Origin of the sequence: Erwinia sp. STN24 (assembly GCF_041320675.1) — a bacterium.
Lineage (GTDB): Bacteria > Pseudomonadota > Gammaproteobacteria > Enterobacterales > Enterobacteriaceae > Erwinia > Erwinia aeris.
This window is the reverse complement of record NZ_JBGGPM010000002.1, coordinates 287,087-310,611: the sequence shown is the minus strand read 5'-3', so window position 1 is coordinate 310,611 and position 23,525 is coordinate 287,087. Positions and strand designations below refer to the sequence as shown.

Below are 23,525 nucleotides of genomic sequence, written 5' to 3'. Positions count from 1 at the left end.
TTTTAAGGTTTTTCGCGCTTTCCCGCAAGGAAAGCGTTAAGCGTGGTTACGCCGGGTAAAAACAGGGGCTAACAGGATTTTTCTGCATTGTCGGCCCGTGTGGCGACGCTTACTATCAGCGCCATTGTTACCATGAGGAAAGAGCAATGAGTCGTTTGATTAAAGCAGTGAGTGTGGTCGCGCTGGTAACAGCATTGAGCGGATGTCTGTTCCCGCCGCCGGGCGGCGGCGGCCCACGCGGCGGTTTCTCCCAGGGGCCGGGCCGCTAACGGATGACGGGCCGGCGTGGTTTACGCCGGCGCTTTTTTTACCAGTACGTTTCTCACAGCCGCTTGCCAACAGCATGGCTTGTTCGCTATCCGCCATAAAATTTAATCAGTATAAATAACAATAGTTTATCCAATCCTGCGCACGGCATGCTTCGCTTTAAGATGGCCGATCTCCCTGTTAATGCCAGGCTTATCAAGTCTGATAATACAAAAGCATAACAAGAAAGGAGCCTGTCGTGAGCTATCAAAACGCTATCGTCCTGCAGGATTTACCGCAGCTGAAACCGGTCAGGGTGCCCATTGGGGAGCAGGAGATCCTGCTGATTCGGCAAGACGATGAAATCAAGGCCTACCAGGCCAAATGCCCGCATTCCGGCGCGCCGCTGGAGCAGGGCGCTATCCGTGACGGCTATCTGGTTTGTCCCTGGCATAAGGCCAATTTCGCCATCAGCGACGGCAGTCTGTGCGAGCCGCTGGCGCTAAGCGATCTGCAACGCTATCCGGTCAGGGTCGAGAACGGCATGGTGCAGGTGGATCCCGAAGCGCTTCCCCCGCTGTATCAATTTGCAGAAGAAGAAGATGAGCCGGTGTTCGCGATCCTGGGCACCGGCGCGGCAGGCGCGGCGGCGGCCTGGACGCTGCGTCGGGAAGGCTTTAAGGGAAGGCTGGTGCTGGTCGATCGCGAACAGCAGGCACCTTACGATCGCACCGTGCTGAGCAAATTCGTGCCGTCCGGCAAGATGGCGATTGATGAGGTGCCGCCTCTGCTGGATGACGATTTCTGGCACTATGCCGAACGCAAGCACGGCGACGTGGAGCAGCTGGACAGCCGCGAGCAGCTGCTGCGCTTTGCAGATGGCTCCACTCTGCATTATGACCGGCTGCTGATTGCCACCGGCGGGATCCCGCAGCGGCCCGATTTCAGCGGCAAGGCGCTGTTCGGCGTACACGTGCTGCGCAGCCTTGAACAGGCGGCGACGCTGTTGCAGGAGGTGGATGAAAGCAGTCAGCTGGTGATCGTCGGCAACAGTTTTATCAGCATGGAGCTGGCTTCTGCGCTAAGAGCCAAAAAAGTGCAGGTGCAGGTTATCGCGCCCGATGCGCTGCCGTTTAAAAAGCAGTTCGGCGAGCAAATCGCGCGCTATTTTCGGGAGCTGCATGAAGAAAACGGCGTGGAGTTTATCGAAGGCGAAGTGGCCGCGCTGCAGGGCGAGAAAGGCCACGTCAGCGGCGTCGAGCTTAAAAACGGTCGCGTGGTGCCCGCCACTGCCGTGCTGCTGGCAACGGGCGTCGCGCCCGGCACCGGGTTTATTCACGATCTGCCGCTGAACGATGACGGCAGCCTGACGGCCAGCGAGGAGCTGGAAATCGCGACCAACGTCTGGAGCGCGGGCGATATCGCCACCTGGCCCGCCGCTTCCGGCCCCATGCGCATCGAACACTGGCGCGTGGCGCAGCAGCAGGGCCGGGTGGCGGCGAAGAACATGCTTGGTCGCGGCGAGAAGTTCGATCGCGTGCCCTTTTTCTGGACGGCGCAGTTCGGCACGCGCTACGAGTATCTGGGTCATGCCAAAGAGTGGGATGATTTTCGGCTGTTCGGCTCGCTGAAGGAAAAAACCTTTGTGGCGCTCTACGGGCAAAGAGGCCAGCTGGCCGCGGTCGCCTCCTGCGGGCTGTATACCTTTACCGCCGATCTGGTGCGTCGGATGCAGCAGCCGATGACCATGGCCGAAGGCGCGGCGCTGGCGCAAAAAGCGCTGGGCTGAATACGTATTCAGCCCCTCCGTAATGAGGGGCTGAAGTGGGTCAATCTTTACTCATCCGCTCCGACTTGTTCATGCACTGCTGCATCGCTTCCATGACCGCCGCACGGAATCCTTTCTCCTCCAGCACTTTTACCGCTTCGATGGTGGTGCCGCCTGGCGAGCAGACCATATCTTTCAGCTCGCCGGGATGCTTGCCAGTTTCCAGCACCATCTGCGCGGAGCCTTTTACCGCCTGCGCCGCAAACTGATAGGCCTGCGCTCTTGGCATCCCGCCGAGCACCGCCGCGTCGGCCATCGCCTCGATAAACATAAAAACGTAGGCCGGCGCAGAGCCGCTGACGCCGACCACGGCGTGGATTTGATATTCCGGCACCAGCGCCGCCTTGCCGAAGCCGTTAAAAATCGCCACGATTTCATCCGCTTCTTCTTTGGTCACCAGCACGTTCGGCGTCACGGAGGTCATGCCTTCATTGACCAGCGCTGGCGTATTGGGCATTACGCGCACCAGTTTGCGATCGTGCCCCAGCGCCTGCGCCAGCGAATCAAGCGTGACGCCAGCCGCGATGGAAACCACCACGGTATCTTTGTTCAGGCAGCCGGAAATTTCCTTGAGTACGCTAAGAATAACGTTGGGCTTCACCGCGCCGAATAAAATATCGGCCTGTTTAGCGACTTCTTCCGCGCTGCTGCCCGGCGTAATGCCGTACTGCTCGTGCATGGCCTGATTCGTTTCGGGCTTGCGATCGTAAACCCAGATGTCTTCCGCTTTCACCTGGCCGGCGGCAACCAGGCCGCCAATAATAGCTTTCGACATATTACCGCAGCCGATAAAACCGATTTTTTTCATCATCCTTCTGCCTCTTTTTGTCTTTTCATTCCGTTCAGCTTACGTCATTACCCGGCTTAATTCAGCTTCGGCTACGCTTAAGCAACAACCAGGAGCCGCAGATGAATCTAAAGAAACAAGATGAAATGGACAGCCGCCGCTATCCGGTTCAGGAGCATATGCGCCTGCAGCGGATTGAATGGCGGATACAGCGTATTGGCTATCTTTTTCTGTTTACTATCGTGATCCTGGGCGCCTGCGGGCTTTTCTCAAAAGGGATGCTGAGCAACAAACGGGTGAAGTCGGCAGACGGCGCCCTGGAGGTGGAATACGAGCGTTTCGGGCGGCTGGCGAGCGATATGTCGATGACTATCCGCATCAGGCCGCAGCAGGACGGTGACTTCAGGCTGGTGCTCAACGGCGAGGAGATGGACAACTTTCAAATTCAGTCGCTTCAGCCGCAGCCGCAGCAGGCGTTCAGCCGTGGCAATGCTCTTGAACTGCACTGGTCTTCTCCTCGCTATCGCGACGGCGCAACGGTGTGGATTGGCCTACAGGCGCAGAACCCTGGCCGCTATCCGGTTACCGTGACGCTGGACAATAAAACCAGCGTGCAGTTTACCCAGTGGATTTATCCTTAGGAGCCAATTATGGAAACCGTTTTGCGGGCTGCCAGTATGTATTTATTGCTGCTGGTAGTGTTGAAAATCGCCGGACGCCGCACGCTGATGGAGATGACCTCGTTTGATTTGATCCTGCTGCTGATTATCAGCGAGGCGACGCAGCAGGCGCTGCTGGGCAACGATTTTTCGGTCACCGGCGCATCGCTGACGATTATCACCCTGGTGGTGGTCGACATCCTGTTCGGCATGTTGAAGGCGCGTTTTCCCCGGCTGGATATGCTGATTGACGGCACGGCGCTAATCCTGGTGGAAAACGGCAGTCTGCTGCCGGAAAGGGCCAGAAAAGCGGGCATTTCCGAAGAGGATATCCTGAATTCTGCCCGCAGCACCGCCGGGCTGGAGCGGCTGGATCAGATCAAATTCGCTATTCTGGAGAAGAACGGCAAGATCAGTATTATCCCGCAGCGCTAAGATGCGGTGAATAACAGGTTGCCATTCCTGAAAAGCCAGGCAAGATCGCAGGCAGTGTTGTGTTGATAAAGGAAAGGGCGATGCCAGTCTGGGTAGATGCCGATGCATGTCCAAAGGTAATTAAAGAAGTGCTGTATCGTGCGGCGGAGCGCGAGCAGGTAATGGTGACGCTGGTGGCGAATCAGTCGCTGAGCGTGCCGCCCTCGCGTTTCTTACGCACGCTGCGGGTGCCGGCGGGTTTTGACGTAGCGGATAATGAAATTGTTCGTAGGGCGCAACCCGGCGATCTGGTGATCACGGCGGATATTCCGCTGGCGGCGGAAGTGATGGAAAAAGGGGCCGTGGCGCTGAATCCGCGCGGCGAACGCTACAGCGAGGCGACGATAAAAGAGCGGCTGACCATGCGCGATTTTATGGACACGATGCGGGCGAGCGGCGTGCAGACCGGCGGCCCTGCGACGCTGAACCAGCGCGACCGTCAGCAGTTCGCCAACGAGCTGGATAAATGGCTACAGGCGCAGCGCGGCAAATAGCAAAAGGCGGGGAAATCCCCGCCTTTCATTTATGCAACCAGCCTCGACCTTATTCAGACAAAGCTGTCGTCGTCGTCAAAACCGCTGTTGTCGAAATCATTATCGTAGTCGCTGGCGTAATCCTGCGGCAGTCCGGCATCCTGATTCAGGAAGGGGGCGTCGGTGCCGTTGTTAAACGTATCCAGATTATTGTCGAAACTTTCTTGCGGCAGCGCCGGTTCGTTAATAATGTTTACGATCTCTTCCGGCTGCGAGTGGTGGAACATGCTGGTCAGCATATCCGCCATCACTACGCCGCCCGCCACGCCGACCGCCGTCTGTAGCGCGCCGCCTAAAAAGCCTCGGCCAGCCGAAGGCGCCGCGGGCGCAGAATAGGGCTGCTGCGCGTTATTCCACGGCTGCTGCTGCTGCTGTGGTGCATTGCCCCAGGCAGACTGCTGCTGTGGCGCGTTGTAGGATTGCTGCTGCTGCTGCTGGCGGCCGCCGCCAAACAGGCCGGAAAGAAAGCCGCCGCTGCTTTGCTGCGGCTGGGCCGCCAGCTTCGCCTCTAATTCGCTCACCCGATTGTTCAGCTGTTTCAGGGCCGCTTCCTGGATCAGGATCGCCTGCGCCATGTAATAGGGCGCGCCTGGCTGCTGCTGAAGCTGCTGCTGGATCAGTTTTTCTGCGGCGGCATCACGCGGGCCGGACTGGGTTTCAGCCTGTTTCAGTCGGCCAAACAGGCTTTCAATTAACTTTTGTTCTTCGCTCTGCATAAGAGATCCTCATTAACGGGCTGTCCCTTTATTTTGGGGCAGAACCGGGGAAAGTAAACGAGGTTCGGGTAAGGAAATGTTGCCGGGCTTACCGCCAGGCTACAATGTATGTAACGGAAGCTTTACATGCTATTTTTGCTTTATATCAAAGGGATGTGCTGTTTCTCCCGTGCAAGGGGTGTAAAGAAAAAGTGACTGCTGGTGACAAACAAGAATTCTCGGTATGATGCCTGCCTCTCATTATTCACTGCCGGTTGCTGCTAAGCGGCCAGTAAACAAGGCTGAGGAATTTTTCGCCATGTCCTTACCCCTCTATCTTATCGGCGCGCGCGGCTGCGGAAAAACCACCGTTGGCCAGGCATTGGCGCTGGCGCTGGGCTATGCCTTCAGCGATACGGACAAACATCTGCAGCAGACCACCGGACTGACCGTCACGGAAATTGTTGCGGCTGAAGGATGGCAGGGCTTCCGGCAGCGCGAGTCGCTTTCTTTACAGGCGGTAACGGCCGATCGCACGGTTATTGCTACCGGCGGCGGCATGGTGCTGGCAGCGGAAAACCGGCAGTTTATGCGCGAGCACGGCCAGGTTATCTATCTGAAAGCCGATGCCGCCGTACTGGCCGCCAGGCTGGAAGCCTATCCGGAACAGGCGCAGCGGCCCACGTTAACGGGCCGACCTATTGCTGATGAAATGGTCGACGTGCTGGCCGCCCGCGATAAGCTTTATCATGAGGCGGCCCACTATATTATCGATGCCATGCAGCAACCTGAGGTCGTGGTTGAGGAAATTATTAGCGCGCTGGCGCTGGCTCGCGCCAGTTAAACCTACGATTTTTCCCAAGTTGCGCAGAGCGGACAGAGAATTATCAGCCTTTGTCTATACTTGAAGTACGGAAGCTGGCCGCGCGGTAAATCCCGGCCAGCTCGGTAATACTTTAAGGAGGGAAAAGATATGCCTGGCAGACCGCCCTATCCTCGTGAAGCGCATATTGTTCCGATAAAAAAAGGAACGGAAGAAAATTGTGTCACCTGGTACGAACTTCGTGCCGATCATCCTAAGCCGGATACGCTAATCAGTGAGCACCAGAGCGAGCAGGAAGCGGTCGACGCTAAAGCTCGTTATGAAGATATCGAAAAAGAGTAACGTATGACGGCATGGACGCCGTAAAACACCGGGGCACAGCAAGGCGTGGTTAAAATGTAAGCGCTACCACCTGTAATTCAGGCGAATCTTCTGCCAAAACGACCGCTGTTGTTGCGACAGCAAGCTGTCTGGCTCAAGCAAAAAATAATTTTGCGGCAGAAGACAAATTACCAACATAATTTGCTGTGTATTGATATTTGTATCATGGGATCCGGGCTTGACCGAAAGCGACTGGCGTCATATTTTCGCTGCAAGTTTATAAGCCTGACGCTTCCATCGCCTTTAACTGGACAGACCATTGACCGAGATCTTCACCACTCCGCTTTCCCATCCAAATCCGTCGTCTTTTTCCGGAACTGATATCCTGTTTTCCGGAAGTTTTATGTCCGACGTGTTTAATGAGGCAGAAAGCAATACCCACAAACTGGCTACCTTAACCTTAGGAAAGGCGCCTCGCAGAGATCTGCTGCCTCTGCTGCTGGAACACCTGCCTGAAGAGAATATCGCACACTTCGGATTGCTTGACGGCCTTTCAGCGGCCGACATCGAACAGCGTTATGGGCCGGTAGCGGGCGAAAAGGTGACAATGACGCACATGGAGGATGGCTCTTTCGTCATTCTCTCTGCCGCGAAGGTCGAGGCATCCCTGCAAAAGTTGATCAACAAGCTGGAAGCGGAAGGATTTGAAAATATTCTGGTTCTTTGCGCAGGCGAGTACAAAAACCTCAAGACCAGCAGCGCTGTTCTGCTGGATGCGTACCGTATGCTGCCGCCGTTGGTTAACGCCATTACCGACGGCCATCAGGTCGGCGTCATGGTGGCGCGAAAAGAATATCTGGGCGAGCAGGGCTATAAGTGGCAAAGTCTGTCTTCAAGACCTCGCTTTGCCGTAGCTAATCCCTGGGTAAAGCACGACGACGAGCTGATTGATGCCGCGCTACAGCTTCAGGAGCAGGGCGCCGATGTTGTGGTGCTGGACTGCCTGGGGTATCAGCAGCGTCATCGTGATTTCTTACAAAAACTGCTGGGTATCCCTGTACTGCTCTCCAACGTGCTGCTGGCCGGACTGGCCGCAGAGCTGGTAGCGTAACGATTACGGGCCGCCCGTTTTCATCTCTGATAAAGGATAGTGCCATGCTCAACGTCAGCGAGTACTTTGAAGGAAAAGTGAAATCGATCGGGTTTGACAGCGCCAGCACAGGGCGCGCCAGCGTCGGCGTGATGGCGGAAGGGGAGTATACTTTTAGCACCGGCGATCCGGAAGAGATGACCGTGGTCAGCGGCTCGTTTAAAGTGCTGCTGCCGGGCGAAACCGAATGGCGTCACTACGATCCGGGCCAGGTTTTCAACGTGCCGGGCCACAGCGAGTTTCACCTGCAGGTAGCCGAACCTTCTTCCTACCTTTGCCGTTACCTGAAAGCGTGATGCAGAGAGGCCGGGCATCCGGCCTTCGTGTTTCCTGGCTTTGCTGGTATCTGCAAGCGTGATGCAGAGAGGCCGGGCATCCGGCCTCCGTGCTTTGCTTAACGCTGCGCTTCGCCGCCCAGCGCTTCGATAGTATTGGCTATCAGTGCAGACAGCTCGCCGGTCATCAGGATAAAGTCGGCATCAAAGCGTGCCGCCACGTCTTCCCTGTCGATGTCGTCATTCTGCTCGCGCAGCGTATCGGCGAACTTCAGGCGTTTCAACGATCCGTCGTCCGACAGCACCAGCTGCACGCGTTCCTGCCAGTCCAGCGCCAGCTTCGTTACCAGCTTGCCCGCTTCGATATGATTAGCGATTTCATCGCACACCAGATCCTGCTTTTTACAGCGGATCACGCCGCCGTCTTCCAGCAGCGCTTTCAGCTCCGCTTCATCCATCAGCGCAAAGCCCGCCGGCGTATCACCGGAGCGAACCCATTCGGTCAGCGTCAGCTCAATCGGGCTTTCCAGCGTTAGCGGTACCACCGGCAGCGACCCCAGGCTTTTACGCAGCAGGGCCAGCGTATCTTCCGCTTTTTTGGCGCTGGCGCAGTCGACCATAATCATGTTGTTAACGGTGTCGATCCAGACAAAGGTCTGGCTGAAGCGGCTGAAGGCGCGCGGCAGCAGGCTGTGCAGCACTTCATCCTTTAACGAATCCTTTTCCGTTTTCTTCAGCTTGCGCTGCTGCTCCGCTTCCAGCTTGCTGATTTTCGCTTCCAGCGCCTGTTTGATCACCGGCGACGGCAGGATTTTCTCCTCTTTGCGGGCGCAGATCAGGATCTGTCCGTTATTGACGTGGGTCAGCGCATCGCTTTTGGATCCCATCGGCGCAACCCAGCCGGTTTTCGCCATGTCCTGACTGCCGCAGGGAGTGAAAGAGAATGCCTCAAGTTGTTTTTCCATTTCGTCTGCCGCCAGCGGGATCTCGCGATTCAGACGATATACCATCAAATTTTTAAACCACAGCATTGTACTTTCCCTCTCCGGCGCGTCATGCGCGCTCATTCAAAGTCAGCGCGCATGATAGCGAATCGGCGACGGGGTTTCATTGCCTTTTGTCGTTATTCTCCGACCAGCATCGCATCGCGCGGCGCGCTGGCGCGCTGGGCTTTGGTCAGCAGGAAATAGCCGTAGCCAGCGGACATTAACAGCGCAAACAGCCCGCCAATAACCGGGTTAAACCACAGCATCGCCACCAGGCAGACCAGCGCCAGCAGCAGCGCGATGCCGGGCACAACAGGGTAGCCCGGCGCGCGGAAACTGCGTTCCAGATCCGGCGCGCTACGCCGCAGGCGGAACAGGCTTAACATACTCATCAGGTACATTACGATGGCACCAAACACCGCCATGGTGATCATCGCCGCCGTCAGCGTCATGCCCTGAAGATTGATCCAGCCGTCGCTAAAAATGGCGGCGATACCAATCACGCCGCCGGCGATAATAGCGCGGTGCGGCGTCTGAAAACGGGAAAGCTTCGCCAGCCCGGCGGGCAGGTAGCCCGCGCGAGAAAGCGCGAAGAACTGGCGCGAATAGCCGAGAATAATGCCGTGGAAGCTGGCGACCAGGCCAAAAAGACCGATCCAGACCAGCATATGCATCCAGTTAGAGTGCTCGCCGACAATCATTTTCATGGCCTGCGGCAGCGGATCGTTGATGTCCGAAAGCCTGCGCCAGTCGCCCGCGCCGCCCGCCAGCAGCATCACACCAATCGCCAGCAGCACCAGCGTCAGGATCCCGGCGATATAGGCCTTAGGGATGGTGCGTTTGGGATCGCGGGCCTCTTCGGCCGCCATCGCCGCGCCTTCAATGGCCAGAAAAAACCAGATGGCAAAAGGGATAGCGGCAAAAATGCCGGAGACGGCGGGCAGGCCGAAGCTTTCGCTGCCCGCCCAGCCGTGCGCGGTAAAATTGCTCAGGCTGAAGCCCGGTGCGACCACGCCCATAAAGACCAGCAGCTCGATCACCGCCAGCACCGTCACCACCAGTTCAAACATCGCCGCCAGCCTGACGCCCAGGATATTCAGCGTCATAAAAATCAGGTAAGCGCCGACCGCGGCATATTTAGGATTCAATCCCGGATACTGCACGTTAAGGTAAGCGCCGATCGCCATGGCAATGGCCGGGGGAGCGAAGACAAACTCAATCAGCGTCGCCATACCGGCGATCAGCCCGCCGGTTTCGCCAAAGGCGCGGTGGCTGTAGGCGAAAGGGCCGCCCGCGTGCGGAAGCGCCGTGGTCAGTTCGGTAAAGCTGAAGATAAAGCAGGTGTACATAAGGGCAATCAGGGCGGTCGTCACCAGAAAACCCATGGTGCCCGCCACGCCCCAGCCGTAGCTCCAGCCGAAATATTCGCCGGAAATGACCAGGCCTACCGCAATGCCCCACAAATGTATCGTGCCCAGAGTAGGCTTTAGCTTGCTTGTCATATCGCTGTTCCCGCCAGTAAGTGTTGATTGATAATGCAGCCGTCGTCCCGGGGAAACTTGACGCGGGCATAAGGATTTTTGCGCTCTGCTGTCAACTCACAAGCAAAAAAAGTGCCCGCTGTACGCTAAAGTCAAAAGAGGGTTACCTGCGGTCAAGCGATTGAGGAAGCGTCACGCCATGCTGGTTCAGGCCGTATCAACTTCTTTCGGGAGCCACACTGATGACCAGCCAATATGACGACCTGACCAATGCCGCGCTGCTGGCGCTTGCCCACCGCGCTCTGAGCCGCTATCCGGCCGCTTTACAGGGCAAACTCAGCCTGCTTTGCCGCTCGGAGAACGCTACCTTTCTGCTGGAGGCCGCCGGAAAACGCTATGCGCTGCGCCTGCATCGCGGCAATTATCATCAGCGCGCCGATATCCTCAGCGAGCTGCGCTGGCTGGATGCGCTGCGCGAAACGGGTATCGTGGTGCCGCAGGCGCTTGCCGATCGGGAAGGGCAGACCGTTCAGGATTTGCGGCTGGCGGACGGCAGCCTGCGCCACGCGGTGCTGTTCGACTGGATCGAAGGCGAGATGCCGGACACCGACGTCGATCCCCGCGCGTTCCAGGATCTTGGCCAAATCACCGCGCGGCTGCATCAGCACAGCAAAAGCTGGCAAAAACCGGCGGGTTTCCAGCGCATCATCTGGGATCATCAGACCATGGTCAGCCCGCAAAGTCACTGGGGCGACTGGCGAGACGCACCGGGCTTGCGGCGTGACGATCGCGGCGTGGTGGAGCAGGCCATTACCCGCGCTGGCGAAGAGCTGGCCCGATTCGGCAAAGATCCTTCCCGCTACGGCCTGATCCATGCCGATCTGCGCCTGACCAATTTGCTGCGGCATAAAGGCGAAACGCGGGTGATTGACTTCGACGACTGCGGCATGGGCTGGTATCTGCACGATCTTGCGGCAGCCATCAGCTTTGTGGAGCACCATCCTCGTGCAGCGCAATGGGTGGACAACTGGATCAAAGGCTATGAGCAGGTGGCGCATATCAGCGATGCGGAGCTGGCGCTGGTGCCGACGCTGCTTATCCAGCGCCGTATACAGCTGCTGGCCTGGGTCGGCTCGCACGCGCAGACCGCGATGGCGCTGAGCCTGGGGCCGCAGTGGGCCGATCATTCGGTGCGCCTCTGCCATCGCTACCTTGAAACCAGCGAGCTGCCGGTGGGCGCTTAGCCGCCAGCTGGTATAGAAATTGCTGAGTAAGCAGAATGTTTTCTGCAGCGAGGCGATAAATAATGGAAAGCGGAGCGATCAAACGGCCTGAGATGGCAGCGGTGCTGAATGCTGGCTGTAACCATGGCGTGCTGGCCGCCGCTGCCAGCGGCCTCGGTGAATTTATCACGGAAAAAGGCGGCGACGTCGACCGCATTTTCGGCGTCAGCGGCATCGATCCGGAGCAGCTCGCCAGCCCGACGCTGAGCCTGGGGCTGGTTAACTACTGCCGGGTAATGGAGGAAGCGGCGCGCTGCTCAGGGTTTGATAACTTCGGTTTGCACTACGGCAGGCAGTTTAAACCGCAGTCATTAGGCCTGATTGGCTATGTCGGGCTTTGCTCCGCCACGCTGGAGCAGGCGCTGCACAACGTCGTCAACGCTTTTCCGTGGCATCAGCACGATACCCTGACGCGGCTGACCGACAAAGGCGACTGCTGGCGTCTGGACTACCAGGTGCGCCACGGCGCGATTTTATGCCGCAGGCAGGACGCCGAGCTGACGATGGGCATGTTTATGAACCTGATCCGTCACGTTGCCGGCAGGCACTGGGCGCCAAGAGAAGTGCACTTTGAACATCCCCGCCCCGAGCAGTGGCATGAGCACTGCAAAGTCTTTGACGCACCGGTTTGGTTTGAACAGCCCTGCAATGCGATGATCATCCCTAAAAAAGAGCTGACGCGCGCGATGCCGGAAAGCGATCCGATGCTGCTGCTGGTGATGCAGGACGCGATCCGGCGTCTGAACAGCGCGACGCCGCGCCAGAGCGTGGTCGATCGGGCGCGTTCGCAGGTGCGTCTGATGCTGATGCAGGGCGAGCCGGCGCTGCCCGAGGTGGCGGAAAAAATGGGCATGTCGAGCTGGTCGCTCCAGCGCCGCCTGCGCGAAGAGAACCTGAGCTTTACCGCGCTGGTGGACAAGGTGCGCTGCGAGCTGGCGACCTGGTATTTACAGCAGCGGCAGCTGCCGGTGTCCGAAATGGCGCTGCTGCTGGGCTATTCAGAAGTCAGCGCCTTTTCGCGCGCTTTTCGGCGCTGGTTTGGCGTCAGCCCGCGCCAGTGGCGGCAGGCCAGCTAGTCCGGCTTAAGCTCGATAGCCATTGAAGCCGGCCAGCTAGTCAGGCTTCAGCTCGATAACCATTGAGGTCGGCAGCGAAGGCGGCGGCGGCGGCAGGTTTTCCGCGCTGCCGATCACGCCCCATGCTTTCAGGCAGAGCTGTTCATCGCCCCGGGTGCTCTGTACGCCGTAGTGGCCGTTCTGGCGCCAGGTGACGGTGACGGTACAGGCGCGTCCATGATAGCGATGCGCATTGTAAAAATTGCGCTGAATGCCGTACTGCATCTCAGCGAAATAGCGACAGTTATTCTCCGTGCGGCCGCTACAGACTTTGTCTGCCCATGCCTGCATCTCCTGCGGCGTGGCCGGTACAGGACGCGGCTCTTCTGGCGGAGAGTGGCAGGCCGTCAGCAGCAGCGCCAGCAGCGTCAGTCCGCTTTTAATCATTCCCGATGGCATTTTTTTCCCATGATTACTAAAGGTTTTCTGATGTAAGCCGATAGTTTAGCCTGTTAGCCTCAGGCTGACAGGTTATTCCGGCGATCCTGGGCCATTTACAGATTATTTCCCTGTCGTGGCCAGGCAGTAAAATACCGCTTGTTCGTCAAACGCTATTATTTCCTGTGTTTTTCTGCATCATTATTGTATTCTGCGCGCGGACGCTGGATGTATTTTTTTATTCATGGAAAAGAAAAGAATGAAATATCGTTATAACCTTGTTGCTTTTTCTTTATTAAGCTGCGCGCTGCTTAGCGGCTGCGCCACCGAATCCTCCCGAGCTATTGAAGCGCCGCAGGTAGCTGCCGCCAGCCAGCCGGTATATCAGGGCGCAAAAAGCCCGATAGCCATTGGCAAATTCGATAACCGCTCTTCTTATATGAACGGTATTTTCTCTGACGGCGTGGATCGCCTGGGCAATCAGTCTAAAACCATTCTTATTACTCATCTGCAACAAACCGGTCGTTTTAACGTGCTGGATCGTGCCAACCTTGATGAGCTGAAAAACGAAGCGGGCTATAAGCACAGTACTCAAACGATTAAAGGCGCGGATTACGTTATCACCGGCGATATTACCGAATTCGGTCGTAAAGAAGTCGGCGATCAGCAGCTGTGGGGCATCCTGGGCCGCGGCAAAACGCAGGTAGCCTATGCAAAGGTCAACCTGAACGTTGTCGACGTGGCGACCTCAGAAGTGGTCTACTCCGTGCAGGGCGCGGGCGAATACGCACTCTCCAACCGAGAAGTCATCGGCTTTGGCGGCACCGCCAGCTACGACTCCACGCTTAATGGCAAGGTCATGGACCTGGCGGTACGCGAAGCGGTAAATCATCTGGTCAGCGGTCTGGAATCAGGCGCGTGGCGTCCGGTTAAATAACGGAGAAAAAAATGCGAGTAATAAAATATACCGCAGCGGTTGCCACGGCACTGCTGTTAACCGCCTGCGCGCAGAAAAAAGAAAATATCTATTACTGGGGCGACTACCAGAATTCGCTTTACAGCTTTTATCAAAACGGCAGCGCGCCGGAAAAAGAAATCGCTACGCTGAATAAAGTGATTGAAGAGGCGAAAGCTAAAAATAAACCGGTGGCACCGGGCCTGCACGCGCAGCTGGGATTACTTTATGTTAACGCTGGCCAGCCCGATTTAGCTTTCCAACAGTTTACCGCCGAGAAAACGGCTTTTCCTGAGTCCGCTTCTTATATGGATTTCCTGATGCGTAATAAGCAGGGAGCAAAATAATGAAAAAGCTTTTCGCCTTTACCGCTCTGCTGGCCGTTATAACGCTGACCGGCTGCGCAAAGAAAACGCCGCATGACTACAGCGCGTTTCGCGCCAGCAAGCCCGCTTCCATTCTGGTACTGCCTGCGGAAAACCACACAACGGATATCGCGGCGGCGCACAGCCTTACTTCGCTGGTCACCCAGCCGCTGGCGGAATCCGGCTATTACGTTTTCCCCGTGGCGGTGGTTGAGGAAACCTTTAAGCAGAACGGTCTGAACAACGCCACGGATATTCGCAGCGTTTCCACCACTAAGCTGCACGATATTTTTAACGCCGACGCGGCGCTGTATATCGATATCAACACCTACGGCACTAAATACCTGATCGTGGACAGCGAAACGCGCGTGACCGCTTCGGCAAAACTGGTGGATTTACGCAGCGGCAAGCAGATCTGGAGCGGGTCGGCGACGGCCTCCGATAATGAGAGCAGCAACAACAATCAGTCCGCGCTGGGGATGCTGATCGCCGCCGCCGTGCACCAGATCGCCAGCAACGTCTCGGATAAAGCCCATGATGTCGCGGCCATTACCAGCGCCCGCCTGCTGACGGCTGGCGACGACGGTGCGCTTCTGCCAGGCCCGCGCGCTAAGGCCGGGAAGATCTGACGGTTTACCGTCTGGCTAAGTAAAACGGTGAAGCCTGATGGTTTACCGTTTGGCGAAGGCAAAACGGTGAAATTTGATGGTTTACCGTCTGGCTATGTAAAACGATGAAATTTGACGGTTTACCGTCTGGCTAAGTAAAACGGTAAAATCTGATGGTTTACCGTTTGGCGAAGGCAAAACGGCCCGGCCCGCATTCACGCGTGCCGGGCCGTTGCTTTTACAGACTGCCGTCAGCTTTCACAGCCGTTTACAGCGGATGGCGTCCTGGCGCAACGGACACCGTCACGCTGCCGGAGCAGGGCGCTGCCGCCATCCGTATCTCGGCAGATTCAGCCCGGCACTTCCAGTCGGCTGTAACCCAGTCCGTTGATTTTGCGTACCTTGATCTGCACCGGGATACGCTCTTTCATCGCTTCCACATGACTGATTACGCCAATGGTTTTACCGCTGGCGTTCAGCGCATCCAGCGCATCCAGCGCGCCATCCAGGGTGGCGGCATCCAGCGTGCCGAAGCCTTCGTCCAGAAACAGCGATTCGATCTGCGTTTTATGGCTGACCAGATCCGAGAGCGCCAGCGCCAGCGCCAGGCTCACCAGAAAACTTTCGCCGCCGGAAAGGGTGCGCGTATCGCGCAGCGCGTCCGCCTGCCAGGTATCCACGACCTGCAGCTCCAGCGCCTCCTGCGATTTGCGCTGGAGCAAATAACGGCCGTGCAGGCGGTTTAGCTGGTTGTTCGCCAGCCAGACAAGATGATCCAGCGTCAGTCCCTGGGCGAATTTGCGGAACTTATCGCCTTCCTTCGAGCCGATAAGCTGATTGAGATAGCTCCAGTCTTCAACCTGGCGCGTTTCCTGCTCAATGGTCGCCAGCAGGTTTTTTTGCTGCTCGCGGCGATCCGCATCGCTGCTGAGCTGCTGTCGCGTCTCGCCCTGCTGACGGGCGTTTTCTTTCAGCTGTTGCGAGAGACTCTCCACGGCGGCGTGCAGCGCAGAAGGATCTTCTGGCAGATCCTGCGGCTTTTCCGGCAGCGCCGCCAGGGTTTTTTCTGCCTGAGCCAGCAGGATCGCTGCCTGCTGGCGTCGCTGCTCGTGCGTTTTCTGTAGCGCCTGCAGCTGCCGCAGCCGATCTTCATCCAGCAGCGCCGCCGTAAAGGCCGCCTCGCTGCTGAAGTCGCTGGCTTCCAGCGCCGCGCTAAAGGCCTGCTGCGCCTGTTCCAGCCTGTGCGTCAGCACGGTCAGCTGCTCGTCCAGCGAATTATGCTGTCCGGTCAGGGTATTTAACTGGTTCTGCCGCTGCTGCCACTGCTGCTGTAGCTGCTGGCCGCGCTCAAGATGCTGCTGCGACAGCGCGCGTAGCTGCTGCTGCACTTCGGCCGCCACCTTGTCGCCAAACAGCTGTCGCCGCTGGTCGCGCAGGACGGCCAGCGCCTGTTGACCGGCCTGGCTGCGCTGCTCGCGCTGGATCAGCTGCGCCTGTTCACGCGCGATCTCTTCCTGCAACGCCTGCTGCTGCGCGGCCAGCGCGGTCAGCTGCGAAGCCGAAGCCGTCAGCGACTGCGCAACAGTGTTCCACGCATCCCACTCTTTCTGTCGTTCATGCAGCCAGTTTTCGGTTTCCTCCGCCGGCGGCAGCATCAGATCCCGTTCGGCCAGCGCAGCGCGCAGGCTGTCATGCTGCTGCTGCGCCTGCTGCTGCTGCTGGGCGAGCGACTGCTCCAGCTCTTCCTGCGTTCTGACAGAAGTAAGCAGTTGCTGACCTGCCAGCTCCTGCTGCTGCTTCATCTCGCTGAGCGCTTTCTGCATTTCCGCCAGCCGATCTTTCTGCTGCTGAAGCTGGCGGGCGCGCTGCTGCAAATCCAGCAGCTGCGCCTGCGTTTCGCTTTCCTGGCGTTCCTGAGCGGTCAGCCAGTCGCTGGTCTGTTGCAGATCGTCCGGCGAAGCGCTCAGGCCCAGCGCCTGCGCCGTGCTCTGCCACTGTTCGCGCAGGCGCGCCGCTTCGCTGTCACTTTCCGTCAGCTCGCGCTGCAGCTTGTCCAGCTGCGCCTGCAGGCTTTTCACCTGTTCGCCTCTGGCGGTACCGCGATCCTTCAGCTGGTCGACTTCCAGCCTTAAGGCGGTAAGGCGCTGCTGGTTTTCAGAAAGCTCAAGCGCCTGATAGTCGGCGACGGCGGGATGCTGGCAGGAGCCGCACAGCGGGCAGGGCTGTTCCGGCTCCAGCCGGGCGCGATACTGCTCCAGATCGGCGATGCGCTGCTCCAGCTCGCAGCGTTTTTCCAGGTCCTGCAAATGCTGCCGCTTCTCTTTCCAGCCGCTACGCAGGTTTTGCAGATCGGTTTGCGCCTGCTGGAGCTGGAGCTGCAACGCGGTGCGATCGTTGTGCTGGCTTTGGCTTCGCTGCATCAGCGGCGGCCACTGCGAGGCGATCAGCGCCAGGCGTTGCCGCTGCGGCCGCTGCTGCTGTAGCCTGGTCAGCGAGGCCTGTAGCTGCTCTTCGGAACGCTGCTGCCGCTGGCTGGTTAACGCCGCTTCGGCTTCCGCGACCTGTTTTTGCTGCGCTTCAAGCTGAGCCTGCTGCGGCTGCGCCTGCTGTTCCGCCTGGGCAATCTGCTGCCGTAGTCGGCTGACCGCCTGCTGCTGTTCGTGGATACGCTGGCGCAGCGCGGCCAGCGCCTGTTCGCTTTGCTGCCGCTGTTCGAAGCGCGCGCGCCACAGCGGCAGCGATTCTCCCCAGTGGGCAAAATGGGCGTGCTGCTGCTGCCAGCGCTGCTGCTCCTGCTGGCGGGCCGCGTTTTCCTTGTGCTGGTTTTGGGCCTGATGCAGCGCGGCCTGGCGCGCGTTAAGATGAAGTTGGTAATCGCTTACTTCTTTTTCCAGCGCTTGGTTCTGTTGGGCCAGCGTGTCGATACGGTTATCCAGCGGCAGCAGCTGTTCGGCGATCAGCGTCTCCTGCTGCTGCCTGTCGTTTTCGTGCTGCTGCCGGGCCGCCTCCGCCTTTTTCAGCTCGTCGGCCAGCTCGTCCAGCTGCTGTTGAGCCTGCTGGCGCTGCGTATTGATGTGCTGCTGCTGCTCAGCGAGCGCGAGCCGATCCTGCCGATGCTGATTGCGCAGTAGCCACTGAGGGCGCAGCTTTTCCGCCGGTTCGGCCTGTTGCAGCCGGTTCAGCTGCGGCATCGCTTCCTGCCAGGCCGCTTCCACCTCCTGCTGCCCGGCGACGGCCGCTTCTTTTGCCTGTAGCGCCGTCTGGTACTGCTGGTGCCAGTGCAGCAGCTGCTGCCGATGCTGAAGCTGCGAAGTGAGCGCCTGCTCCTCTGCCAGCAGCCGGGCTGACTGTAATGTAAGCTGTTGAACCTGTTCATTATCCAGCAGCGCCATCCCGGCGGCCTGCGCCCGCAGATTCTCCAGCGCGCCACGGGCGTTTTTATGCCGCTCAAAAACACTGGCGGAAAGGCGACCGTAGATTTCCGTGCCGGTCAGCTCCTCCAGCAGCTCGGCGCGGCTGTTGGCGTCGGCGTTAAGAAAGGCGGCAAACTGTCCCTGCGAGAGCATCATCGACTTGGTGAAGCGCTCAAAATCCAGCCCGGTCAGCTCGGTCAGCATCTCCAGCTTGTCTTTTACCTTGTCGGCGACGATTTTGTTATTGTCGCAGCGGGCCAGCTCGACGCGCGGTGCCTGAAGATTGCCGTCTACGGCACCGCGTGCGCGGTTCTGGCTCCAGAACGCCCGCCAGGCGACGCCTTTTACTTCAAACTCCACCTCGGCCAGGCATTCTGAGGTATCCCGCGTCATCAGGTCGTTCTGTGACTGCGACAGCTTACCCAGCCGCGACGTTTCGTGATAAAGCGCCAGGCAGATGGCATCCAGCAGCGTGGTTTTGCCCGCGCCGGTCGGGCCGGTAATGGCGAACAGCCCGTTGCTGGCGAACGGTTCGGCGGTAAAGTCAATTTTCCATTCGCCTTTCAACGAGTTGAGGTTTTTAAACCTTAGCGTCAGGATCTTCATGATGGCTCCTCCATGTCCGCCAGCGTCTGGCTGAACAGCAGCGTGGCGCGCGCGATGCGCTCCGGCTCTTCTTCTTCGGCGGCCAGACGGCGCTGAAAGACTTCCTCCACGCTCAGCTCGCTCAGGGTTTCGTTGTTCTGCCGGCTGATAATGCTGTCGCGCTGCTCGCGGCTGCGGCGCAGCAGCACCACCTCGACCGGCAGGCTTTCCGTCAGTTCCTGGATACGCCGCTGGAGGTCGTTGAGCCAGGTTTGCGTGGCGATTTCGATATCCAGCCAGACTTTCTGCCCCGTTTCCGGCGGCTGGATCTCGCGCAGCTGGCGCTCGATCTCTTCCAGCGAGCCTTTAATCATCTGCATGGGCTGAAAGAGCGGCACCGTCAGCGGCATGACCTGCTGTAGCTGGCCGTCGGCGAAATCGACCAGGAACACGCTTTTATCGCGTCCCAGCTCATCAAAGCTGAGCGGAATGGGCGAGCCGCTGTAGCGAATATGATCCGTATCGGCGATGCGCTGCGCGCGGTGAATATGGCCCAGCGCGATATAATCCGCAGGGGGAAAGGCCTGGGCGGGAAAAGCGTCCAGCGTGCCGATATAGATATCGCGTACGGCGTCGCTTTTGGTGACGCCCATTGTGGTCAGATGGCCGGTGGCAATAATGGGCAGCGGCAGCTCGCCGCGTATTTGCACCGCTGCCGCGTAGCTGCGCTGATAGTGGTGAGTAATCGCTTCCAGCAGCGTCTGCTGTTTTTCCCGTCCCGACTGGCCCGCTTTGCTGACGGTAATATCGCGTGGACGTAAAAATGGAATAGCGCAGAGCACCGCGCCGGGCTGACCGTCCCGCTGGTTCAGCATCAGCACCTGATCGGCCGGATCCTCGCTGGCGGCGGCAATCACCCGCGTATTCAGACAGGCCAGCAGCTCGCGCGATTCGTTCAGCATGGCGACGGAGTCGTGGTTGCCCGCCAGAATAATCAGCTGGCAGCCGGTCTGATGCAGCCTGACCACAAAGCGATTGTACAGCTCGCGCGCGTAGCTGGGCGGCGAGCCGGTATCAAACACGTCGCCCGCGACGATCACGGCATCGACCTGATGTTGCTCAACCTGTCCGACCAGCCATGTCAGAAAAGCGTCATGCTCCGGCGCCCGGCTTTTGGTGTAAAAAAACTGGCCCAGATGCCAGTCGGCGGTATGAATAAGTCGCATAGCGTCCCTTCAGTGTCAGGTAAGCGAAACGCCGATTATAAACGCCTGGCCAAAAAACCTCAGCTACGCATTTCCATCCTGCTGAAAGTGTTATAAAACTGATGATTAGCCGGCGCTTTTTTCATAAAAGTGTCATAAATCTGACGCATAATGACGCCGCATATCCAGTGACATTCCGTCACAAACGCAGGAGCAATAATGGCTAAGCGCATTCTGGTGGTCGAAGATGAAGCCCCAATCCGTGAGATGTTGTGTTTTGTGCTGGAGCAAAATGACTATCAGCCGATAGAAGCGGAAGATTATGACAGCGCCATTAATCTGTTGATTGAGCCGTGGCCCGATTTGATCCTGCTGGACTGGATGCTGCCCGGCGGCACCGGTATTCAGTTTATCCGCCATCTGAAGCGCGAGGCGATGACCCGCGATATTCCGGTGATGATGCTGACCGCGCGCGGCGAAGAGGAAGACCGCGTGCGCGGGCTGGAAGTGGGCGCGGACGACTATATTATCAAGCCTTTTTCGCCCAAAGAGCTGGTGGCCCGCATCAAAGCGGTGATGCGCCGTATTTCGCCCATGGCGGTGGAAGAGGTGATTGAAATTCAGGGCCTGAGCCTGGATCCCTCCTCGCACCGCGTGATGTCGGCAACGCAGCCGCTGGAGATGGGGCCGACGGAATATAAGCTGCTGCATTTCTTTATGACGCACCCCGAGCGCGTCTACAGCCGCGAGCAGTTGCTTAATAACGTCTGGGGCACTAACGTGTACGTGGAAGATCGTACTGTAGACGTGCATATTCGCCGTCTGCGTAAGGCACTTGAACTGACCGGGCACGATCGTATGGTGCAGACAGTGCGCGGAACGGGTTACCGCTTCTCTGCGCGTTACTGATTGTCCCCACTGGAGTTTTCATCGTGCTGGAACGCCTCTCCTGGAAGAGATTGCTGCTTGAGCTGCTGCTCGCCTGCCTGCCAGCGCTGATTGTCGGTCTGCTGGTCGGCGGGCTGCCGTGGTGGCTGCTGCTGGCCGTACTGGCCGTGCTGGGCTGGCATTTTGCTAACCTGCTTCGTCTTTCCCACTGGCTGTGGATCGATCGCAGCATCACCCCGCCAACCGGACGCGGCAGCTGGGAACCGCTTTTTTACGGCCTTTACCAGATGCAGGCACGCAACCGTCGTCGTCGGCGGGAGCTGGGCCATCTGATTAAACGCTTTCGCAGCGGCGCGGAATCCTTGCCGGATGCGCTGGTGCTGACCACGGAAGAGGGCACGATTTTCTGGTGCAACGGTCTGGCGCAGCAGCTGCTGGGGCTGCGCTGGCCGGAAGACAACGGCCAAAATATCTTAAACCTGCTGCGCTATCCTGAATTTACCCTCTATCTGCGCCAGCGCGATTTCTCGCGGCCGCTGACGCTGGTGCTGAACAGCCATCGCCATCTTGAGTTCCGCGTGATGCCCTATAGCGAAGGCCAGTGGCTGCTGGTGGCGCGCGACGTGACGCAAATGCATCAGCTGGAAGGCGCGCGGCGCAACTTTTTCGCCAACGTCAGCCATGAGCTGCGCACGCCGCTTACCGTGCTTCAGGGCTACCTGGAGATGATGAGCGACGCGGTGCTGGAAGGCCCGTCGCGCAATAAGGCGCTGCATACCATGCAGGAACAAACCCGCCGCATGGATGCCCTGGTTAAACAGCTGCTGACGCTGTCGCGGATCGAAGCCGCGCCCGCGCTTGATTTGCAGGAAAAAGTCGATGTGCCGCTGATGCTGCGGCTGCTCCAGCGCGAGGCGGAAACGCTCAGCCAGGGGCGGCACGAAATCCACTTTTCCGCCGATCCGCAGCTGCGGGTATTCGGTAACGATGAGCAGCTGCGCAGCGCCATTTCCAATCTCGTCTATAACGCCGTCAACCATACGCCGGACGGCACGCGCATCACCGTCAGCTGGCAAAAGACGTCGCACGGCGCGCAGTTTAAGGTCTGCGACAACGGGCCGGGCATCGCCGCCGAGCATATTCCTCGCCTGACCGAACGTTTTTATCGCGTCGATAAGGCGCGCTCGCGGCAGACCGGCGGCAGCGGGCTGGGGCTGGCTATCGTCAAACACGCGCTCAGCCATCACCATGCCCGTCTGGAAATTACCAGCCAGCCGGGTAAAGAAACCTGTTTCTGCTTCTCGCTGCCTGCAAGGTTGATCGTCAACAACGAACTGGCTCAGAATGCGGTTCACTGAGCTGGCGGATAAAAAAATGAAAAAGTGGTTTTTGGCGCTGCTGCTGCTGTGCGGCACGGCAACAGGCGCGAACGAAGGGATGCTGGCGGGCAACCTCAGCAGCGTGGGTTCGGATACGCTCGGCACGCTGATGGCGCTGTGGGGGGAGAGCTTTAACCGCCACTATCCGGGCGTTAACGTACAGATTCAGGCTGCGGGATCGTCGACGGCGCCGACCGCGCTGGCGGCGGGCGCAGCACAGCTTGGCGCGATGAGTCGCCCCATGCAGGCGGTGGAGCGCCAGCTGTTCGAGAACCGCTACGGCTATGCGCCGCTGGCCGTGCCGGTGGCGATGGACGCGCTGGTGGTGGTGGTCAATCAGGATAATCCGCTACAGGGCATCAACGCTCAGCAGCTCGACGCTATTTTCTCCGTAACCCGCCGCTGCGGCGCGACGTTTGCCGTACGCAACTGGGGCGATCTTCAGCTTAAGCAGCAGGAATGGGCGCAGCGGCCTGTGCAGCGCTTTGGCCGCAATTCCGCTTCCGGCACCTGGGGGTTCTTCCGCCAGCAGGCGCTGTGCAACGGCGATTTTCGTAACGACGTGGGCGAATATCCCGGTTCCGCTGCGGTGATCCAGGCGGTGGCAAGCACGCTGAACGGTATCGGCTACGCCAGCATGGGCGCGCATATGACCGGGGTAAAAACGCTGCCGGTCGCCCTTGACGGCGCTCGCGAGATTGCGCCTTCGGTAGAGAATATTCGCAGCGGCCGCTATCCCTACGCGCGTCCGCTCTATATCTATGTCAACAAAACGCCGGGCCAGCCGCTGGAGCCGCTGACAAAGGCTTTTTTACGGCAGGCGCTGTCGGCGCAGGGCCAGGCGCTGGTCACCCAGGCGGGCTATCTGCCGCTGTCGGACGATCAGCTGAAGAAGGCCAGAGCAATGGTGGAGGGGTAAGCACCATCAACATGAATTTTTTTCATGGGTAATGAAATTTCCTCGTTTGCCGCTGAATCTTTCTCATGACATTCTTGCATTCAGCCATTTAGACATCCAGATGTCTCAGGATAACAAACAGTAACTATTTCACCATGAAATTATGCGCCGCTGCGCAGGCCAGGAGTGACCGAT

At 58.5% G+C, this 23,525-nt stretch carries 24 protein-coding genes; 17 read left to right on the top strand and 7 right to left on the bottom strand.

Features of this window, described 5'->3' with window-relative positions:
• The first annotated feature begins 146 nt into the window (after positions 1-146).
• A complete protein-coding gene (locus ACA373_RS11725; RefSeq protein WP_370734528.1) occupies positions 147-269 on the top strand; it encodes a hypothetical protein in 123 nt (40 codons plus the stop codon).
• Positions 270-505: 236 nt separating this feature from the next.
• A complete protein-coding gene (locus ACA373_RS11720; RefSeq protein WP_301252279.1) occupies positions 506-2,035 on the top strand; it encodes an FAD-dependent oxidoreductase in 1,530 nt (509 codons plus the stop codon).
• A gap of 40 nt (positions 2,036-2,075) precedes the next feature.
• Here the strand turns inward: ACA373_RS11720 and proC are convergent, their stop codons facing one another.
• A complete protein-coding gene (proC, locus tag ACA373_RS11715) occupies positions 2,076-2,885 on the bottom strand; it encodes a pyrroline-5-carboxylate reductase (protein WP_253455115.1) in 810 nt (269 codons plus the stop codon).
• 98 nt (positions 2,886-2,983) lie between these two features.
• Between proC and ACA373_RS11710 the strand changes: the two genes are divergently transcribed.
• The 3 genes from ACA373_RS11710 (at position 2,984) to ACA373_RS11700 (ending at position 4,488) form a co-directional block, all read left to right on the top strand.
• Positions 2,984-3,502 (top strand): hypothetical protein, encoded by a 519-nt coding sequence (locus tag ACA373_RS11710; protein WP_370734527.1) that lies wholly within the window; start codon positions 2,984-2,986, stop codon positions 3,500-3,502.
• Between the two features lie 9 nt (positions 3,503-3,511).
• Positions 3,512-3,955 carry a DUF421 domain-containing protein gene (locus ACA373_RS11705; protein ID WP_253455113.1) on the top strand — a complete coding sequence of 148 codons (444 nt, stop codon included), beginning with the start codon at positions 3,512-3,514 and terminating at the stop codon, positions 3,953-3,955.
• 80 nt (positions 3,956-4,035) lie between these two features.
• Entirely contained in the window at positions 4,036-4,488 is a 453-nt protein-coding gene (locus tag ACA373_RS11700; protein ID WP_301252283.1) for a YaiI/YqxD family protein, read from the top strand.
• A gap of 53 nt (positions 4,489-4,541) precedes the next feature.
• Here ACA373_RS11700 and ACA373_RS11695 read toward each other — a convergent pair whose 3' ends face one another.
• The gene (locus ACA373_RS11695) at positions 4,542-5,243 is read right to left on the bottom strand and encodes a DUF2076 domain-containing protein (protein ID WP_370734526.1); all 702 of its coding nucleotides are present in this window, start codon (positions 5,241-5,243) and stop codon (positions 4,542-4,544) included.
• A gap of 298 nt (positions 5,244-5,541) precedes the next feature.
• Between ACA373_RS11695 and aroL the strand changes: the two genes are divergently transcribed.
• The 4 genes from aroL (at position 5,542) to ppnP (ending at position 7,812) form a co-directional block, all read left to right on the top strand.
• On the top strand, positions 5,542-6,066 hold the full coding sequence (gene aroL, locus ACA373_RS11690) for a shikimate kinase AroL (RefSeq protein WP_253455110.1): 525 nt from the start codon (positions 5,542-5,544) through the stop codon (positions 6,064-6,066).
• Between the two features lie 129 nt (positions 6,067-6,195).
• Complete coding sequence (locus ACA373_RS11685; RefSeq protein WP_125288368.1) at positions 6,196-6,387, top strand: YaiA family protein; 192 nt, start codon at positions 6,196-6,198, stop codon at positions 6,385-6,387.
• 382 nt (positions 6,388-6,769) lie between these two features.
• Entirely contained in the window at positions 6,770-7,477 is a 708-nt protein-coding gene (locus tag ACA373_RS11680) for an AroM family protein (protein WP_253455109.1), read from the top strand.
• Positions 7,478-7,521: 44 nt separating this feature from the next.
• On the top strand, positions 7,522-7,812 hold the full coding sequence (gene ppnP / locus ACA373_RS11675) for a pyrimidine/purine nucleoside phosphorylase (protein ID WP_253455108.1): 291 nt from the start codon (positions 7,522-7,524) through the stop codon (positions 7,810-7,812).
• 98 nt (positions 7,813-7,910) lie between these two features.
• Here the strand turns inward: ppnP and rdgC are convergent, their stop codons facing one another.
• Together rdgC and eat are read right to left on the bottom strand one after the other, a co-directional pair.
• Positions 7,911-8,822 (bottom strand): recombination-associated protein RdgC, encoded by a 912-nt coding sequence (gene rdgC, locus ACA373_RS11670; protein ID WP_253455107.1) that lies wholly within the window; start codon positions 8,820-8,822, stop codon positions 7,911-7,913.
• Positions 8,823-8,914: 92 nt separating this feature from the next.
• Positions 8,915-10,279 carry an ethanolamine permease gene (gene eat / locus ACA373_RS11665; RefSeq protein ID WP_370734525.1) on the bottom strand — a complete coding sequence of 455 codons (1,365 nt, stop codon included), beginning with the start codon at positions 10,277-10,279 and terminating at the stop codon, positions 8,915-8,917.
• Positions 10,280-10,497: 218 nt separating this feature from the next.
• On the opposite strand from eat, the gene ACA373_RS11660 reads away from it, so the two are divergent.
• On the top strand, positions 10,498-11,502 hold the full coding sequence (locus ACA373_RS11660) for a phosphotransferase enzyme family protein (RefSeq protein WP_253461093.1): 1,005 nt from the start codon (positions 10,498-10,500) through the stop codon (positions 11,500-11,502).
• A gap of 62 nt (positions 11,503-11,564) precedes the next feature.
• Positions 11,565-12,617, top strand: coding sequence for an AraC family transcriptional regulator (locus ACA373_RS11655; protein WP_301729899.1), 1,053 nt, complete (start codon positions 11,565-11,567; stop codon positions 12,615-12,617).
• Between the two features lie 36 nt (positions 12,618-12,653).
• Here ACA373_RS11655 and ACA373_RS11650 read toward each other — a convergent pair whose 3' ends face one another.
• Positions 12,654-13,055 (bottom strand): cell envelope integrity TolA C-terminal domain-containing protein, encoded by a 402-nt coding sequence (locus tag ACA373_RS11650; RefSeq protein ID WP_370734524.1) that lies wholly within the window; start codon positions 13,053-13,055, stop codon positions 12,654-12,656.
• Positions 13,056-13,293: 238 nt separating this feature from the next.
• On the opposite strand from ACA373_RS11650, the gene ACA373_RS11645 reads away from it, so the two are divergent.
• The 3 genes from ACA373_RS11645 to ACA373_RS11635 are packed head-to-tail and all read left to right on the top strand — an operon-like array spanning position 13,294 to position 14,983.
• Positions 13,294-13,971, top strand: coding sequence for a CsgG/HfaB family protein (locus ACA373_RS11645; RefSeq protein ID WP_253455103.1), 678 nt, complete (start codon positions 13,294-13,296; stop codon positions 13,969-13,971).
• An 11-nt stretch (positions 13,972-13,982) separates the two neighbouring features.
• On the top strand, positions 13,983-14,336 hold the full coding sequence (locus ACA373_RS11640) for a DUF4810 domain-containing protein (RefSeq protein WP_253455101.1): 354 nt from the start codon (positions 13,983-13,985) through the stop codon (positions 14,334-14,336).
• The gene (locus ACA373_RS11635; RefSeq protein ID WP_301252291.1) at positions 14,336-14,983 is read left to right on the top strand and encodes a DUF799 domain-containing protein; all 648 of its coding nucleotides are present in this window, start codon (positions 14,336-14,338) and stop codon (positions 14,981-14,983) included. The genes ACA373_RS11640 and ACA373_RS11635 overlap by 1 nt, the downstream gene beginning before the upstream one ends.
• 329 nt (positions 14,984-15,312) lie before the next feature.
• Here ACA373_RS11635 and ACA373_RS11630 read toward each other — a convergent pair whose 3' ends face one another.
• Both ACA373_RS11630 and sbcD read right to left on the bottom strand, forming a co-directional pair.
• Positions 15,313-18,981 carry an SbcC/MukB-like Walker B domain-containing protein gene (locus ACA373_RS11630; protein WP_370734523.1) on the bottom strand — a complete coding sequence of 1,223 codons (3,669 nt, stop codon included), beginning with the start codon at positions 18,979-18,981 and terminating at the stop codon, positions 15,313-15,315.
• Positions 18,978-20,186 carry an exonuclease subunit SbcD gene (gene sbcD / locus ACA373_RS11625; RefSeq protein WP_253455092.1) on the bottom strand — a complete coding sequence of 403 codons (1,209 nt, stop codon included), beginning with the start codon at positions 20,184-20,186 and terminating at the stop codon, positions 18,978-18,980. The genes ACA373_RS11630 and sbcD overlap by 4 nt, the downstream gene beginning before the upstream one ends.
• Positions 20,187-20,384: 198 nt before the next feature.
• On the opposite strand from sbcD, the gene phoB reads away from it, so the two are divergent.
• The 3 genes from phoB to ACA373_RS11610 are packed head-to-tail and all read left to right on the top strand — an operon-like array spanning position 20,385 to position 23,351.
• Complete coding sequence (gene phoB / locus ACA373_RS11620) at positions 20,385-21,074, top strand: phosphate response regulator transcription factor PhoB (RefSeq protein WP_125288383.1); 690 nt, start codon at positions 20,385-20,387, stop codon at positions 21,072-21,074.
• 23 nt (positions 21,075-21,097) lie between these two features.
• On the top strand, positions 21,098-22,411 hold the full coding sequence (gene phoR, locus ACA373_RS11615) for a phosphate regulon sensor histidine kinase PhoR (RefSeq protein ID WP_253455091.1): 1,314 nt from the start codon (positions 21,098-21,100) through the stop codon (positions 22,409-22,411).
• Between the two features lie 16 nt (positions 22,412-22,427).
• Positions 22,428-23,351, top strand: coding sequence for a PstS family phosphate ABC transporter substrate-binding protein (locus ACA373_RS11610; protein WP_370734522.1), 924 nt, complete (start codon positions 22,428-22,430; stop codon positions 23,349-23,351).
• Positions 23,352-23,525: the final 174 nt, after the last annotated feature.

Coding starts and splice junctions, on each gene's coding strand:
- ACA373_RS11685 (WP_125288368.1), top strand. CDS start 6,196: ATGCCTGGCAGACCGCCCTATCCTCGTGAAGCGCATATTGTTCCGATA.
- proC (WP_253455115.1), bottom strand. CDS start 2,885: ATGATGAAAAAAATCGGTTTTATCGGCTGCGGTAATATGTCGAAAGCT.
- ACA373_RS11655 (WP_301729899.1), top strand. CDS start 11,565: ATGGAAAGCGGAGCGATCAAACGGCCTGAGATGGCAGCGGTGCTGAAT.
- ACA373_RS11680 (WP_253455109.1), top strand. CDS start 6,770: ATGTCCGACGTGTTTAATGAGGCAGAAAGCAATACCCACAAACTGGCT.
- ACA373_RS11700 (WP_301252283.1), top strand. CDS start 4,036: ATGCCAGTCTGGGTAGATGCCGATGCATGTCCAAAGGTAATTAAAGAA.
- ACA373_RS11650 (WP_370734524.1), bottom strand. CDS start 13,055: ATGCCATCGGGAATGATTAAAAGCGGACTGACGCTGCTGGCGCTGCTG.
- ACA373_RS11610 (WP_370734522.1), top strand. CDS start 22,428: ATGAAAAAGTGGTTTTTGGCGCTGCTGCTGCTGTGCGGCACGGCAACA.
- ACA373_RS11630 (WP_370734523.1), bottom strand. CDS start 18,981: ATGAAGATCCTGACGCTAAGGTTTAAAAACCTCAACTCGTTGAAAGGC.
- eat (WP_370734525.1), bottom strand. CDS start 10,279: ATGACAAGCAAGCTAAAGCCTACTCTGGGCACGATACATTTGTGGGGC.
- ACA373_RS11710 (WP_370734527.1), top strand. CDS start 2,984: ATGAATCTAAAGAAACAAGATGAAATGGACAGCCGCCGCTATCCGGTT.
- ACA373_RS11640 (WP_253455101.1), top strand. CDS start 13,983: ATGCGAGTAATAAAATATACCGCAGCGGTTGCCACGGCACTGCTGTTA.
- ACA373_RS11635 (WP_301252291.1), top strand. CDS start 14,336: ATGAAAAAGCTTTTCGCCTTTACCGCTCTGCTGGCCGTTATAACGCTG.
- ACA373_RS11695 (WP_370734526.1), bottom strand. CDS start 5,243: ATGCAGAGCGAAGAACAAAAGTTAATTGAAAGCCTGTTTGGCCGACTG.
- ACA373_RS11705 (WP_253455113.1), top strand. CDS start 3,512: ATGGAAACCGTTTTGCGGGCTGCCAGTATGTATTTATTGCTGCTGGTA.
- ACA373_RS11725 (WP_370734528.1), top strand. CDS start 147: ATGAGTCGTTTGATTAAAGCAGTGAGTGTGGTCGCGCTGGTAACAGCA.
- aroL (WP_253455110.1), top strand. CDS start 5,542: ATGTCCTTACCCCTCTATCTTATCGGCGCGCGCGGCTGCGGAAAAACC.
- ACA373_RS11645 (WP_253455103.1), top strand. CDS start 13,294: ATGAAATATCGTTATAACCTTGTTGCTTTTTCTTTATTAAGCTGCGCG.
- sbcD (WP_253455092.1), bottom strand. CDS start 20,186: ATGCGACTTATTCATACCGCCGACTGGCATCTGGGCCAGTTTTTTTAC.
- rdgC (WP_253455107.1), bottom strand. CDS start 8,822: ATGCTGTGGTTTAAAAATTTGATGGTATATCGTCTGAATCGCGAGATC.
- ppnP (WP_253455108.1), top strand. CDS start 7,522: ATGCTCAACGTCAGCGAGTACTTTGAAGGAAAAGTGAAATCGATCGGG.
- phoB (WP_125288383.1), top strand. CDS start 20,385: ATGGCTAAGCGCATTCTGGTGGTCGAAGATGAAGCCCCAATCCGTGAG.